Below are 15004 nucleotides of genomic sequence, written 5' to 3' on the forward strand. Positions count from 1 at the left end.
CATCAGCAAACGAAAGTTCTGCTTTGTCTGGGTTATCCTGACAAAAATTTCCGTAAATTGGAAATTTTTCGTCAATAAGCAATAGAATATTTCGTTTTGTAGATGAAAAAATTCTATTGCTTATTCCGGGATAAGTAGTTGTCTCAAAGAAATGAAATATCGTCATCGCGAGGAAACGAAGCGATCTCAATACTATTCAAGATTTTTTAGTGAGATTGCTTCACTTCGTTCGCAATGACGGAATTCCTTTGAGACACATTCATTTCCCAACTTGTTTCAAACCAAACAATGGCCGTAAGAACCTCACTCGTCGGATCAGAAACTCATAGCAAAGAAAGCATCCTACGAATGTGAATAATGTCAAAAACGTAAGTGTCCATACTCCTGAAATATTGAGGCTAAAAAGCAATAACGAGCCCAGGTAAATAAATAGCATATGAATAATATAGATCGGATATGCAGATTCGCTCAGGTATACCAATGACTTACTTGGTTTATTCAAATACCTGTTCCCAAATCCAAATACTGTAAATATCCAAAAGCTAGATTCAATTGCCATAGCATAATCAGGTGTTTTCAATTCAAACACCATCCATCTAACCAGATAGAATGTGATAGCTACTCCTAACCAAAGCCACATCCACCTAGCAATCATTGGCCAAAACGTTTGCGACATCATGCAAATAAATCCAAGAAAGAAGGCACACAATCCTAGCCAGAAGCCATGCGCAGAAAAAGCGTACATTTCAAAGTTTTCAGGTTTTACAATCATAGCTTCTGAAACAAATGGAATAATCAGAATGACCACCCCTACTGGAGTTTTAAATGTTTTGTCCAGTACCCTACTTACTGAGTCGTTTTCAACCTTTCTGAGCAGAAGAAATATGGGTAAGAATACCAGCACGTAAATAAAAATATTTCCCAAAAACCATAAATGTCCGGGACTAAACTCGTAGCTCAGTGGCTGATGGTAATAATCCTGCCACATTAGAATATGCACGGGTACAATTACCGCCATGCCAAAAAGAAATGGAAGCAAAATACGTTTCGAGCGCTCCAGGATTAGTTCTTTCCAATTTCTGCGCTTCATGGCGAAATAAACGCCCATCCCTGATACATAAAACAGCAGCGGAATCCTCCATACATTAAGCATGGACATGGGGGTCCAGATGGATTCCACAGTATCATTATTCTGTATAAACCCAATGAATACCCCCCATGGCTGAAAGGCAATTGCGACATGATAGACTAACAGTAGCCCAATCGCAATTACCCTTAACCAATCAATATCATATCTTCTTTCCGTCATGACTATGAATTGTCAGCATCACTGATAAGCTGCGCAATCTCAGGGCGGGCTTTCTTCAATTGATCATAATCCAGTTTTAAGCCCATCGGACCCAGATCTCTACTCATTTGATCATAAAATCCTTTTACATCTTCAAAATCGGTAGAAACTGATTCAAGAGCTGTATTTCCGTAGTTATTTTTTATTGATGAATCCGCCCCCTTTTCCAAAAGCATTTTTACGATTTCGGTTCTGCCAAAAAATGCCGCAGTGTGCAATGGCGTACTCCCATCCGCACTTCGGACGTTTAGATCTGCTCCCCCATTAATAAGCAACTTTGCCACATCAGGCTTTCCGAATAGAGCTGCGATGGATAAAGGACTGGAACCATAGGCATCTTTCACATTGAGATCAGACTTATGAGCTATATGAGCTTTTATGGCGTTTACATTTCCAAAAAAGGCAGCTTCATGAATGGATACTTTTGGTGCCTCCACGGCATCTTCATTGCTCTGCCCCTTAGATTCACAGGAAATAGTAATCAAGGAGAATAACATTAGAATGACCAATGATGATTGACTTGAGATAAACTTTAATTTTTTCATTTTTCGTAAAATTTAATTGTTGCAATAATTTGATGTTACAAAGCTCATTAGAGATTGTAAGGCACATTTAGCAACCATGCTCACAGTATTATTAACTATGATTTATCTCTAACAACTATGAGTAATCGATATAAACTATGATGCAAAAGCCTTTCATGTGACCAAAAAATGTCGATTATTGCATCATCAATAATCCAACCTGATGTCAGACTTTCTCCAACCAAAAGACCCCTTTCTCCTTAAAGCAATTGGTGTTGTTGAAGAACACCTCTCGGAGGAAGAGTTTGGCGTCACAGAGCTGGCTAATCACTTGAGCATGAGTCGCTCCAATCTATTGAGAAAGATCAAAAACCAGACTGACCTATCTGCAAGTGTATTTATAAGAAAAGTACGCCTTCATCATGCCAGACAACTGCTGCAGTCCAATGAGTTAACTTCTTCAGAGGTTTCTTACAAGGTTGGATTTGGCAGCACCTCCTATTTTACCAAATGCTACCGTGAAGAGTTTGGAAATACACCCGGCAAACAACAAGCCGAGGCGGATCCCGTCAATAATCAACCTGGTATAGTAGCAAAGAAAAGAAAATGGTTAGTGGCTATACCAAGCCTTATCATTTTAGGCTTGCTGATCTGGGTCGTTCTTCCAACTGAAGGGTCGAAAAAAGACATTAAATCAATCGCTGTGCTACCATTCAAGAATGACAGCAATGACACAACCAATGTCTATATCATCAACGGGGTGATGGATGCTATACTGGGTAATCTTCAAAAGATTGAAGAACTGAAAGTAACCAGCAGAACAACAGCCGAGAAATACCGAGGTTTGAACAAGTCTATTCCTGAAATATCCAAAGAGCTCGGTGTAGCATATTTTGTGGAAGGCAGTGGTCAAAAAATAGGTGATCAGATCGTTTTATCTGTTCAGCTGATTGATGCGGAACGAGATCAGCAAATCTGGTCCAACCGATTCGAACGAAAGATTGAAGACATCTTTCAACTCCAGACTGAAATTTCAAAAAGCATCGCAAACGAAATTCAGGTCATTGTTACCCCGAAGGCTAAACGCCTGATAGAGAAAGTACCAACCGAGAATCTGGAGGCATATGACCTGTTCTTAAAAGGACTGGATATCACAACCACAGCAAATAGTGGTGCAGAGCTTGAAAGGGCCATCGACTATTTCGAACAGGCTATTGAGGAAGATCCCTATTTTGCTAATCCTCATGCTTACATCGCTATCTGCTACTATTATATCGACATCTATCAAATAGATCAGAAATATGCTGACACAATTAATAGCTATGCTGATAAGGCGATTTTGCTTGATCCTGAATTGGGAGAAAGCCTGATTGCAAAAGCACTCTACCACACACAAAAAGGTCAATATGACCTGGCAATAGAATTTCTGGACAAGGTGCTCAACCTAAATCCGAACTCCGGTTGGGTTCATAATTTTCTCTCAGAGATTTACAGGAGTAATATCCCCAATACAAAGAAATACCTAAAACATGCGATAAATGGAATTCAAAATGCAGTCTCCGATCAGGATTCCATTGAAGCTAGCTTTATCTACCTCAATTTGGCGAATGCTTTGGCTCAGACAGGATTCATTGACGAGTCAGTAAAATATGTGAAACAAGCACTGGCTTACAACCCGGATAATTATTTCGCAGAGTATTTGCACACCTATATTAAAATGGCACAGGATTTTGACCTTGAGCGCACCAAATCTGAACTGATTGCAATCCTAAGTAAAGACTCCTCTCGCCTGGATGTCATGCAGGAAATAGCTAAGGTCTGCTACACCATGGAAGATTACGAAGAGGCCTGGAAGTATTATGAGGCATTTGTTTCGATTAAGAAGGCCCTACAATTAGATATCTATCCCGGCGAGGATATTAAGATCGCTTACGTACTAAGGAAATTGGGCAAACCGAATGAGGCAGAAAGCTATTTGAAAAGTTATAAAGCATACATCGAAGTGGACAAGTCCATCTACAAGGATCTGATTACCAGTGCATATCATGCTTATAGAGGAGACTTAGATGAAGGGATTAAATATTTCAAAGCGTTCACCAAACAGGAAGATTTCTTCTATTGGTTGATTCTCTTTCTCGAAAAGGATCCGATCTTATTAGAACTGTCTGGACACAAAGAATTTCAGCCTACCGTTCAAAAGATAAAAGACAATTTTTGGAGGCAACACCATGAGATTCGTAAGATGCTGGAAGAAGAGGGTATGATATGACAGCAAAAATGATGTAAATGATTGCCTGAATTCTGTAACACAACCCCGTAGTATAGGTTGCACCTTTGTATTCATACATTTGAAGGCTATGAAGAAAACCTATTCGATTTCGGGGATGTCATGTGAAGGATGCAAAAATCATGTGGCTACTGCTTTACTCGCTCATAACAAGGTAAATGCAGCAGAAGTAGACCTGGCTGCAGGCAAAGTTTCACTTACCCTAAAGGAGGACATATCCATCGATGAATTAAAAGAGTCGCTCAAATCACATGGCGATCGATATGATATTCATCAGGAAGATCATCATCATGAGCATCACACTCACTCAAAGCCTAAGAAACAGCATGATACTGAAGGGAAATACTACTGCCCAATGCTATGTGAGGGAGACAAGAAATATGATAAACCCGGCGATTGCCCGAAGTGCGGAATGGATTTGGAGCAAGAACAATCAACGAGTGCCTCAAAAAAGACCCTCTACACCTGCCCGATGCATCCGGAGATAGAGCAAGATGAGCCGGGCAGCTGCCCTAAATGCGGAATGGATCTGGAACCCAAGTCTGTATCTAACGAGCAGGGCTCCAGCGAAAAAGAGGCTTACCTGAACATGCGCAAGAAGTTCATCTGGTCAGTGGTGTTTACCCTGCCGGTGTTCTTTATAGCTATGAGTGATATGGTCGGCATATCATTAAACAACATCCTCAGTGAAAGAGTATGGGCCTGGATTCAATTCCTTCTTTCCACTCCGGTCATCTTCTACACATCGTGGGACTTCTTCGTGCGGGGTTACAAATCCATTATCAATAAGTCTCCAAACATGTGGACCTTGATTTCCTTGGGTGCCGGAGCAGCGTATTTGTTTAGCATCATTGGACTTCTACTCCCCGATATGTTTCCTGAGCAGTTCAAGACCGATAGCGGAAACGTTCATCTCTACTTTGAATCAGCCGCTGTGATTCTCACACTTATTTTATTGGGTCAGGTACTGGAACTGAAAGCCAGAAGTCAAACCAACTCCGCAGTACGAGAGCTTTTAAACCTTGTACCTCAAGAAGTCATCGTCATACGCAATGGCAATGAAAAAAAGATCTCTCTGGAAGAAGTAGAAATCGATGACATCATAAAGATCAAACCAGGGGAAAAAATACCTGTTGACGGAGAAATCACGGAGGGAAAAAGTTCCATTGATGAATCCATGATTACCGGAGAACCAAATCCAGTGGAGAAGAATACAGGTGATGAAGTAATCGGTGGCACCATCAATGGCACCAACAGCTTTCTGATGAAAGCAACCAAAGTAGGTAGTGATACACTTCTCTCTCAGATCATTGAAATGGTGAACAAAGCCAGTCGAACCAAGGCTCCTATTCAAAATCTTGCAGATAAGATTTCGAGCTACTTCGTTCCAACTGTTGTTTCTATCTCCATTATTTCGTTTGTGGTGTGGGCTATTTGGGGGCCGGACCCTGCTATGGTTTATGCTTTTACCAGTGCGGTCACCGTGCTTATTATTGCTTGTCCATGCGCACTTGGATTGGCAACTCCCATGTCCATCATGGTAGGAACTGGAAAGGGCGCTAAGCAAGGGGTACTGATCAAAGATGCGCAAGCACTGGAAGAGATGCATAAGGTCACCACATTGGTAGTGGATAAGACAGGTACCATCACTGAGGGCAAACCTTCATTGCAACACGTCGAGTCTTTCAGCTCAAGCAAAAAAGATGAAATCCTGCAATGGGCAGCATCTCTGGAAAACAGCAGTGAACATCCTTTAGCTCAATCCATTGTGCAGGCCGCCCAGCAAAAAGATTTGAAACTGATGGAGGCTAAAAATTTTGACTCCATCACAGGCAAGGGAGTCAAAGGTAAGATTGAAGAAAGTGAAATAGCGATCGGAAATGAAAAGCTCTTAGAGGCATTTAACCTTCAACTTAATCCTGATCAAAAAGAAGCCGTGGAGAAAAGGCAAAGTCAAGGGGAAACGGTCATGATACTGATCAAAGATGAAAAGATTGAGGGTTTTATAAGTGTAGCAGATGCAATTAAAAAAGCATCAGCCAGTGCAATCAAGTCCTTACAGGAGCTGGGGGTTGAGGTGATCATGCTCACCGGAGATAACAGCAAAACAGCACAAGGTGTTGCGGAGAAGCTGTCGCTCGATGGATTTGAAGCAGAGCTATTGCCGGAAGACAAACATGCCTATGTCGAAAAACTGCAGCAGGAAGGAAAAGTGGTAGCCATGGCCGGTGACGGCATCAACGATGCGCCTGCTTTGGCCCAGGCTAATGTTGGTATTGCCATGGGAACCGGAACAGATGTTGCCATTGAAAGTGCGGGAATCACCCTGGTAAAAGGTGAACTGGATGGCATTGTGAGAGCCAGAAAACTCAGTAAGGATGTAATGAAAAACATTAAGCAGAATCTATTCTTCGCGTTTGGTTATAATATGCTCGGCGTGCCGATAGCAGCAGGAATTCTATTTCCATTATTTGGGATACTACTCAGTCCAATGCTTGCAGCACTGGCCATGAGTTTAAGCTCTGTTTCGGTGATAGGGAATAGTTTGAGATTGAGGTAAGATCAATTCCTCCAAGGTTTTAAAAGCTTGAAGGTATATTTGACACATGGCTCAACCAGTAATTCCTCTTGAACCAGAGCGTATTTATCATATTTGGACGCACGGCAATGGATCAGAGAACTTATTTCGAACCGATGATAACTATCGTTATTTCCTCGAAAAATATGCTCAACATATTTATCCAATAGCCAAGACTTATGCTTATTGTTTGATGCCTAATCATTTGCATTTGATGGTGAAGATCCGAGAAGAGAAGGTTTTATTAAACCTCCAGGGTTTTGGAAACCCTGGAGGTTTAAAAGGAAAAATCAGCCAACAATTCGGCAACCTCTTCAACGCTTACACAAAAGCCTACAACAAAATGTACAATAGAAAAGGGTCTCTATTTATTCCAAAATTCAGGAGAAAGCTAATTGATAACGATTCCTATTTCACCAGACTTATCGCATATATTCACAATAACCCAATACACCATCAATTTGTAAGAGTCCTAAATGACTGGCCTCACAGCAGTTATCATTCGTATCTTTTAGATAAGCCCACCAAGATTGAGAGAGAATCCGGAATTGCATGGTTTGGAGGAAAGAATGAGTTCCTTAAAGTACACCAAGAGCTCCAGGCAAAAGATATTATGCTAGAATTTGAAAAATAGAAACCTTGGAGTTTTTGAAAACCTCCAAGGTTTAATTACGTATCTTTGCAACAGTGCAAATAGCCAAAAACATATTAAACAGCTTGCTAGCAATCATATTGCTGATTGCGACTACTGGAGTGACCCTCAATAAGCATTATTGCATGGGCCAACTTAAGTCTGTGGCTGTTAATGTGCATGCTGAGCACTGCTTTGAAGGGGAAGAAGAACAGATGCCTTGTTGCAAGGATACCATTCAGGAGTTGAAAGTTGAAGAAATCACAACCGTGACGTTTGACTTTGACGCAAGCCCTAATCTGCTCGAGTTAGCAATCATCAATCACATCCTTCTTAAGGATATATCCTTTATCCTTGAGCAGGAAAAGCCAGAACTTCTATTCTATGATCCTCCACTCCCCGATCGAGACATCCCAGTTTTGATCCAGTCATTCCTGATATAGAGTACGTCATGCTGAACTTGTTTCAGCATCTATTTTAATCAATAGACCCTGAAATAAATTCAGGGTGACTTCACAAATTTAAATACTCTATAAATGAAACCTATATACATATTCATATTTACAATTTTATTGGCCTTTTCAATCGAGGCTCAAACAGCTAGAGGAATGGTCGGCAATGGTGCCGAACATGAACCACTTATTGGGGCAACCGTTCAGGAATTAGACACTCAAAATGGCGTCATCACCGATGTGAATGGCCAGTTTACTTTAAAACTAAAAAGCAGAGACTCAAAGCTGGTAGTATCCTATTCAGGATTCATTGCCGACACGGTTAATGCCGATCTGTCCGGAATGATGCACATCATGCTGCATGAAAACGCTTCAGAATTGGAAGAAGTAGTCGTTCAGGCAAGCAGCACTTTCTTAGATGACCGGGAATCAAAACATACCGAAGTAATCACAGAAGCGGAATTGACTAAAGCTGCATGCTGTAATCTGTCTGAAAGCTTTGAAACGAATGCATCTGTGGATGTCTCTTTTACTGATGCCGTGAGCGGAGCAAAAACCATTCGAATGCTAGGTCTGGACGGACGTTATGTTCAGATCAATCGTGAAAACATTCCTAATGTGAGAGGCTTAGCTGGTAGATACGGGCTTAACTACACACCAGGCACCTGGATTCAATCCATTGATGTTGGTAAAGGCGCGGGTACGATCGTAAATGGCTATGAGTCGATGACTGGCCAAATCAACGTAGAATTAAAAAAGCCTGAAAATAGCGAGAAGCTTTACTTGAATGGTTATGCGAACTCATTCGGACGGTTTGAATTAAATGCCAATCATGCCAGAGACATCAATGATCAGTGGAGCACGGCACTACTATTACATACCAATTACTTCAATAATGAAGTAGATCAGAATGATGATGGATTCATGGACATCCCTAAGGGGCGTCAGATCAATGTAATGAACCGGTACAAGTACCAGGGAGAAAAGATGGTTTCCCAGGTCGGGCTGACTGTTATGAGAGATGAGAAAGCCGGAGGTCAGCTGGGATATGGTTTTGGAGATGACTTCAAAACAACATCGCAATATGGATTTCAAAATAATACTACCCGTGCAGAAGTGTTTGGTAAAACCGGGCTAATGTTTCCTCATAAACCTAACAAAGGGTGGGGCTTTATTTATTCAGCTTCTTACCTTGACATTGATGGTGGTTTCGGTAGAGATAATTACCTTGGTACAGAAAAAACACTTTATGGTAATGTCATCTTCCAAAACATTATTGGAAATTCATTCCATCAGTATAAAACTGGTGTAAGCATGCTTTATAATGAATTTGACGAGATATATGCAGATTCTGCATTTAGCAGAAAAGAAGTTGTACCTGGATTATACTATGAATACACCTATACTCCAGGTGATAAATTCACACTGCTTTTAGGAGCACGAACAGACTTCCATAACTTATACGGAACCTACTTTACCCCGAGGTTACATTCCCGATTTCAGTTTTCAGAAAACACTACCTTAAGAGCTGCGATTGGCAGAGGATATCGAACCCCAAACACCATAGTTGAAAACAGTAATATTTTGGTTTCATCCAGGCAATTAATCATCGAAGAAAATCCAGAACCGGAAGTTTCATGGAACATAGGTGGAAGTTTGGTTACTGCTGTCAGTATTGGAAATAAAAAACTGAATCTCATAGCCGATTACTTCTATACAAACTTCGAAAATCAACTTATATATGACATGGATGCAAATTCCAGCCAACTAAGGGTGTATAATTTACGAGGTAAATCGTATGCTCACAGTTTTCAGTTAGAAGGTAACTATCAGTTCTCCGATCGATTGAGTGCCAAAGCTGCATACAAATTTTATGATGTAAGAGCCACTATCAATGATGAACTAAGGGAAGTGCCGTTCAATGCACGAAATCGTTTCTTCCTTAATACCTCCTATGCGACACGATTTGATAAATGGGAAGCTGATGCAACCCTCCAGTGGTTTGGTTCAAAAAGGCTTCCAAATACTTCGGATAAACCTGCAGAATTTCAGCGTCCATCATCATCACCAGACTTCTTCTTGTTGAATGCACAAGTAAGCCGTGGCTTCCGATGGGGTAATATTTACATTGGCTCTGAAAACCTACTTGGGTTTACTCAGGATGATCCGATCATTGATGCAGAGAATCCATTCAGTGATAATTTTGATGCTTCACTGGTTTGGGCACCAATCGTTGGTAGAATGGTATATGTAGGATTTAGATATAAGATTAAGAGATAATTAGTTAGAATTTAGACATTTGATAATAGATATGAAACACGTATTAACATTATTCGGATTTTTATTTATGATTTCTGCAACTGCACAAAAAGAGCCGATAGAAGTCGACAATGGATTTAAAGTTGAAATCAAAACTTCAGGTATTTGCGAAATGTGCCAATATACGCTAGAAAAGGATCTTGCTTTTGAAAAGGGAGTAAAAGAAGCATCATTCAATCTGGATGATAAGGTAATGTCGGTTGTTTACAATCCAAAGAAGACAGATGCTCATACCATAAGAAAGCGAATCACATTGGTAGGGTATCATGCAGATACACTGGCACGAGATTCAATCGCATACGATAATCTTCCAATGTGCTGTAAGGATGGCGCACATGGCACACCTGTTCCACAGGTCCCTTTGAAAGGGAAAGACAACTAGAGAGTTTAGTGTTAATTATTAGTTAACTTTATCAAAGCTTGAAAAAGGTTATATCCATATCGCTTGCACTCCTGATGCTTACAAGTCATCTGGGTTTTGCATTAGGAACTCACTTCTGTGGGGGACTTGCTGTAGAAGCCAAATTGATGATTGGACATGAGCACTTGGATTGTGGGATGGCGGACATGGATAAAAAATGTGAAGGCAAGTCCGATGGAAAAACCTATCTGGATAAAATGCCTTGTTGCGAGAATGAATACCTCAGCATAGAAGTTGAGGATGAGTTTAAACCAACTGTAGAGCAAAGTACTCTTAATTTCGAGTTTGTTGCGGCATTTGTTGTCTCATACCTTGATGTCTTTTCAGTAGATGAGTTAAATCCACAATACACGTATTACGACCCACCTCTGGTCATGGAGGACATATCGATCCTTCACCAGGTCTTCATCATATAATACGCATAGTATGTTCCTGACAAGTTTGTCAGGTTGGGCATATCAATGCCCATTTTGGACTGATGTTTCAGTTTCAACTCAAAACATATTATGCTCAATCGAATCATAAAATACTTTTTAGAAAACAGGCTTGTAACTGTTCTAATTCTCATTGGCTTCATTGCCTGGGGAATTGTAACAGCTCCATTTGGTCGGCAGGCGTCCCTGTGGCAGGTTGGCTCATTACCTTCTGACCCTGTGCCTGTGGATGCCATTCCCGATATCGGGGAGAACCAACAGATTGTATTCACTCAATGGCAAGGGCGTTCACCTCAGGATATTGAAGATCAAATCTCCTATCCAATGACGACCTATCTCCTAGGTATCCCGGGTGTAAAATCCATCCGAAGCTCATCCATCTTCGGCTTTTCCAGTATCTACATCATTTTCAATGAAGACATTGAGTTTTACTGGAGTCGCTCACGAATTCTGGAAAAACTGAATTCTATTCCATCAGGATTACTGCCGGATGAAGTTCAACCTACCTTAGGCCCAGACGCGACAGCACTTGGACAGGTGTATTGGTACACCATAGAAGGAAGAGATAAGAGTGGAAATCCTACAGGAGGATGGGATCTGCATGAAATCCGAACTGTTCAGGACTTTTATGTGAAGTACGGATTGAACGCTACTGAAGGAGTGTCTGAAGTGGCGTCCATAGGCGGATTTGTTCAAGAATACCAAATCGACGTAAATCCGGATGCGCTTTTAGCATATAACATACCACTACACCGTGTCATGACGGCTGTAAAGCAATCGAATAAAGATGTTGGGGCAAAAACCATTGAAATCAACCAGGCTGAATACCTTGTCAGAGGGTTAGGGTACATCAAGTCAGTTGAGGATTTGGAGAAAGCAGTTGTTTCTGTTCAAGACAATGTGCCTGTCAGGGTGAAGGACATTGGACGTGTGTCACTTGGCCCTGCTACACGAAGAGGATTACTAGATAAAGACGGGGCTGAAGTAGTAGGTGGAGTTGTGGTCGCCAGGTATGGAGCCAATCCACTGGAGGTCATCAACAACGTCAAGGACAAGATTAAGGAGATCGCTCCTGGTCTTCCGAAGAAAACTCTTGCCGATGGGACGGAGAGCCAGCTGACCATCGTGCCTTTCTATGATCGATCCCAATTGATTTATGAAACACTGGGCACACTTGAAGAGGCACTTTCATTGGAAATCCTGATTTCCATTTTGGTGGTAATCGTCATGGTGTACAATCTCAGAGCCTCATTTCTGATTTCAAGTATTTTACCAATCTCGGTGCTCATGGTGTTCATTGCCATGCGCTATTTTGGTGTGGATGCCAACATTGTGGCACTTTCCGGAATCGCCATTGCCATTGGAACGATGGTCGATCTGGGGATTATACTTTCAGAAAACATCATTAAGCATCTGGATGAAGCTCCAGCGGATCAAAAGTTAATCACGACGATTTACAATGGTTCAGCCGAGGTAGCGACTGCTATACTTGCGGCGGTTTCTACCACCATTGTCAGCTTCATTCCTGTGTTCACTATGCAGGCTGCTGAAGGCAAGCTATTCGGCCCATTAGCCTTCACCAAAACTTTTGCATTGGTTGCCGCACTCATCGTGTCACTATTGATTTTACCCACATTGGCTTACTGGTTCTTTGGAGCCAGAATTAAAAATGAGAAGGTGCAACAAGTCGTAAACCTTGGCTTGATCCTCATTGGGATTGTAGGATTAGCGTTCGGCCAGATTTGGGGTGGGATCATGCTGCTGCTTTTCGGATCACTGGTTTTCTTCAAAGCTTGGTATAAAAGAAATGAACGACCTCAAAAATGGTATACTGGAGTCATTGATAAGGCTGAATTGATCCTGGCTGTTGTCGGTGTAGTTTGGTTGCTGGGTAAATATTGGCTTCCACTTGGAGCCAGCAAAAGTGTATTTACGAACGTGCTTTTTGTTGCGCTTCTGATTGGTGTTATTCTGGGAGCATTCACGTTGCTTCAATATTACTACAAGTCGATACTAAAATGGTGCCTGGCCAATAAGGTCAAATTCATGCTCATTCCAACTTTTCTAATCCTCTTAGCAGTCAATATCTGGCTAGGATTCAGCTCGGTATTTGGCTTTGTATCCAAAGGTTTTGAGGCGATGGGTGTTGAGGTTCAGTCCTCCAAAGTCTGGTCGACATTCGCTCATGCTTTTCCTGGTGTTGGCGAAGAGTTTATGCCATCACTGGACGAGGGAAGTTTCTTGCTTATGCCTACTTCCATGCCACATTCAGGTATTGCGTACAATCGAAAAGTGGTTGGCCAGCTGGATATGTTGCTAACCAATATTCCCGAGGTGGATCTGACGGTCGGTAAACTAGGTAGAGTGGAGTCAGCATTGGATCCGGCACCTATTTCCATGTACGAGAATGTGATCAATTATAAGTCGGAGTATAAGGTGGATGATAGAGGGAGGAGGTTGAGGTTTGAAGTGGATAAGAATGGTCATTATGTTTTAGAGGGGGGAGAAGTTAGAAGTCAGAAGAAAGAAGTTAGGAGGAAGAAATTAGATAGAGAAAAACAGTGGTATTTTGACGGAGAAGACACCATCAGTCTAGTTTCCAACTTCCAACTTCTAACATCTCTCGAAAAGCAGCTCATGGAAGACAACAATGGAAAGTACTTCCGTAACTGGCGACCGGAAATTCAGTCTCCGGATGATATCTGGAATGAGATAATTAAGGTGACCAAAATCCCTGGCGTGACTTCAGCTCCAAAGTTGCAGCCGATCGAAACTCGGTTGGTTATGCTTCAAACAGGCATGCGAGCTCCAATGGGAATCAAAGTATATGGGCCTGATTTGCAGACGATACAAGATTTCGGTTTGCAACTGGAGGAGATCCTTAAACAAGTTCCATCCGTCAAAACAGAAGCTGTCTTTGCTGACAGAATAGTTGGAAAACCTTACATGCATCTCAACATTAACAGAGAGCAGATCGCTCGATATGGACTCAATATTGAAGATGTTCAACAAACCATTGAAACTGCCATTGGTGGCATGAAGGTCACCACTACAGTTGAGGGGCGAGAACGATTTCCTGTACGCGTAAGGTATCCTAGAGAGCTCCGAGACAATCCCGAATCTCTAGCCAAGGTATTGATTCCAACTCCGACAGGAGCACAAATTCCACTTGGGCAGTTGGTGGACATTGAATATGTGAGAGGGCCACAAGCCATCAAAAGTGAAGAGACTTTTCTGGTTGGGTATGTCCTCTTTGATAAACGAGATGGCTATGCAGAAGTGGATGTAGTGAATGATGCCCAGCGTACTATCCAGGAGCGAATTGATAGCGGGGAGTTGGATGTTCCATCTGGAATCAGTTACAAGTTCTCAGGTAGCTATGAAAACCAGGTGAGGGCTGAAAAGCGATTGGCCATCATTGTTCCAGTGGTGTTGGGGATCGTATTTCTGATCCTTTATTTCCAATTTAAATCCACGACTACTTCACTGATGGTTTTCACAGGAATCGCCATGGCATTTAGTGGTGGATTTATCATGATCTGGCTATACGGACAAGATTGGTTTTTCAACTTCTCATTGCTAGGAGTTGACTTTAGAGATCTCTTTCAGATTAAAACCATCAACCTCAGTGTGGCGGTTTGGGTAGGCTTCATTGCCTTATTCGGAATAGCAACGGACGATGGGGTTTTGATGGGAACTTATCTGGATCAAAGTTTTGATCGGAACAGGACCAAAACGATCCCCGAAATACGTGATGCAGTAGTAGAAGCAGGGTTACGAAGAATCCGGCCTGCTGTGATGACTTCTGCCACGACCATCATTGCCTTGCTTCCAATTCTTACATCTACTGGAAGAGGATCTGATATCATGATCCCTATGGCAATCCCAGCCTTTGGAGGAATGGCTGTGGCGGCAATCACATACTTCGTGGTGCCGGTACTGTATTGTATGCGTGAAGAACGAAAGGTTAGAAACTAGATAAATAGAGGATAGAATATAGAAAGAAATAG

10 protein-coding genes are annotated in these 15004 nt (G+C 41.8%); 8 read left to right on the forward strand and 2 right to left on the reverse strand.

The features are described from left to right. Nucleotides 1-259 precede the first annotated feature (259 nt). Entirely contained in the window at nt 260-1309 is a 1050-nt protein-coding gene (locus tag ACQK2H_RS14090; protein WP_425392010.1) for an acyltransferase family protein, read from the reverse strand. 2 nt (nt 1310-1311) lie between these two features. Further along, complete coding sequence (locus ACQK2H_RS14095; RefSeq protein WP_425392011.1) at nt 1312-1893, reverse strand: ankyrin repeat domain-containing protein; 582 nt, start codon at nt 1891-1893, stop codon at nt 1312-1314. Nucleotides 1894-2095: 202 nt separating this feature from the next. Between ACQK2H_RS14095 and ACQK2H_RS14100 the strand changes: the two genes are divergently transcribed. The 8 genes from ACQK2H_RS14100 to ACQK2H_RS14135 all read left to right on the forward strand — a co-directional run bounded on the left by ACQK2H_RS14100 (nt 2096) and on the right by ACQK2H_RS14135 (nt 14972). Next, complete coding sequence (locus ACQK2H_RS14100) at nt 2096-4141, forward strand: helix-turn-helix domain-containing protein (protein WP_425392012.1); 2046 nt, start codon at nt 2096-2098, stop codon at nt 4139-4141. Nucleotides 4142-4229: 88 nt separating this feature from the next. Beyond that, complete coding sequence (locus tag ACQK2H_RS14105) at nt 4230-6719, forward strand: heavy metal translocating P-type ATPase (RefSeq protein ID WP_425392013.1); 2490 nt, start codon at nt 4230-4232, stop codon at nt 6717-6719. Nucleotides 6720-6765: 46 nt separating this feature from the next. Beyond that, complete coding sequence (locus tag ACQK2H_RS14110) at nt 6766-7371, forward strand: transposase (protein ID WP_425392014.1); 606 nt, start codon at nt 6766-6768, stop codon at nt 7369-7371. A 53-nt stretch (nt 7372-7424) separates the two neighbouring features. Further along, complete coding sequence (locus ACQK2H_RS14115; RefSeq protein ID WP_425392015.1) at nt 7425-7811, forward strand: HYC_CC_PP family protein; 387 nt, start codon at nt 7425-7427, stop codon at nt 7809-7811. 93 nt (nt 7812-7904) lie between these two features. Further along, a complete protein-coding gene (locus tag ACQK2H_RS14120) occupies nt 7905-10100 on the forward strand; it encodes a TonB-dependent receptor domain-containing protein (protein ID WP_425392016.1) in 2196 nt (731 codons plus the stop codon). Between the two features lie 31 nt (nt 10101-10131). Further along, complete coding sequence (locus ACQK2H_RS14125; RefSeq protein WP_425392017.1) at nt 10132-10521, forward strand: cation transporter; 390 nt, start codon at nt 10132-10134, stop codon at nt 10519-10521. A gap of 38 nt (nt 10522-10559) precedes the next feature. Beyond that, complete coding sequence (locus tag ACQK2H_RS14130; protein WP_425392018.1) at nt 10560-10976, forward strand: HYC_CC_PP family protein; 417 nt, start codon at nt 10560-10562, stop codon at nt 10974-10976. Nucleotides 10977-11066: 90 nt separating this feature from the next. Then, nucleotides 11067-14972 carry an efflux RND transporter permease subunit gene (locus tag ACQK2H_RS14135; RefSeq protein WP_425392019.1) on the forward strand — a complete coding sequence of 1302 codons (3906 nt, stop codon included), beginning with the start codon at nt 11067-11069 and terminating at the stop codon, nt 14970-14972. Nucleotides 14973-15004 lie beyond the last annotated feature (32 nt).

It is taken from the genome of Ekhidna sp. (genome assembly GCF_965228795.1).
Taxonomy (GTDB): Bacteria; Bacteroidota; Bacteroidia; order Cytophagales; family Cyclobacteriaceae; genus Ekhidna.

Excerpts from the sequence above, each read along its gene's own strand:
- ACQK2H_RS14090 (WP_425392010.1), bottom strand. The coding sequence starts at position 1,309 with ATGACGGAAAGAAGATATGATATTGATTGGTTAAGGGTAATTGCGATT.
- ACQK2H_RS14095 (WP_425392011.1), bottom strand. The coding sequence starts at position 1,893 with ATGAAAAAATTAAAGTTTATCTCAAGTCAATCATCATTGGTCATTCTA.
- ACQK2H_RS14100 (WP_425392012.1), top strand. The coding sequence starts at position 2,096 with ATGTCAGACTTTCTCCAACCAAAAGACCCCTTTCTCCTTAAAGCAATT.
- ACQK2H_RS14105 (WP_425392013.1), top strand. The coding sequence starts at position 4,230 with ATGAAGAAAACCTATTCGATTTCGGGGATGTCATGTGAAGGATGCAAA.
- ACQK2H_RS14110 (WP_425392014.1), top strand. The coding sequence starts at position 6,766 with ATGGCTCAACCAGTAATTCCTCTTGAACCAGAGCGTATTTATCATATT.
- ACQK2H_RS14120 (WP_425392016.1), top strand. The coding sequence starts at position 7,905 with ATGAAACCTATATACATATTCATATTTACAATTTTATTGGCCTTTTCA.
- ACQK2H_RS14125 (WP_425392017.1), top strand. The coding sequence starts at position 10,132 with ATGAAACACGTATTAACATTATTCGGATTTTTATTTATGATTTCTGCA.
- ACQK2H_RS14135 (WP_425392019.1), top strand. The coding sequence starts at position 11,067 with ATGCTCAATCGAATCATAAAATACTTTTTAGAAAACAGGCTTGTAACT.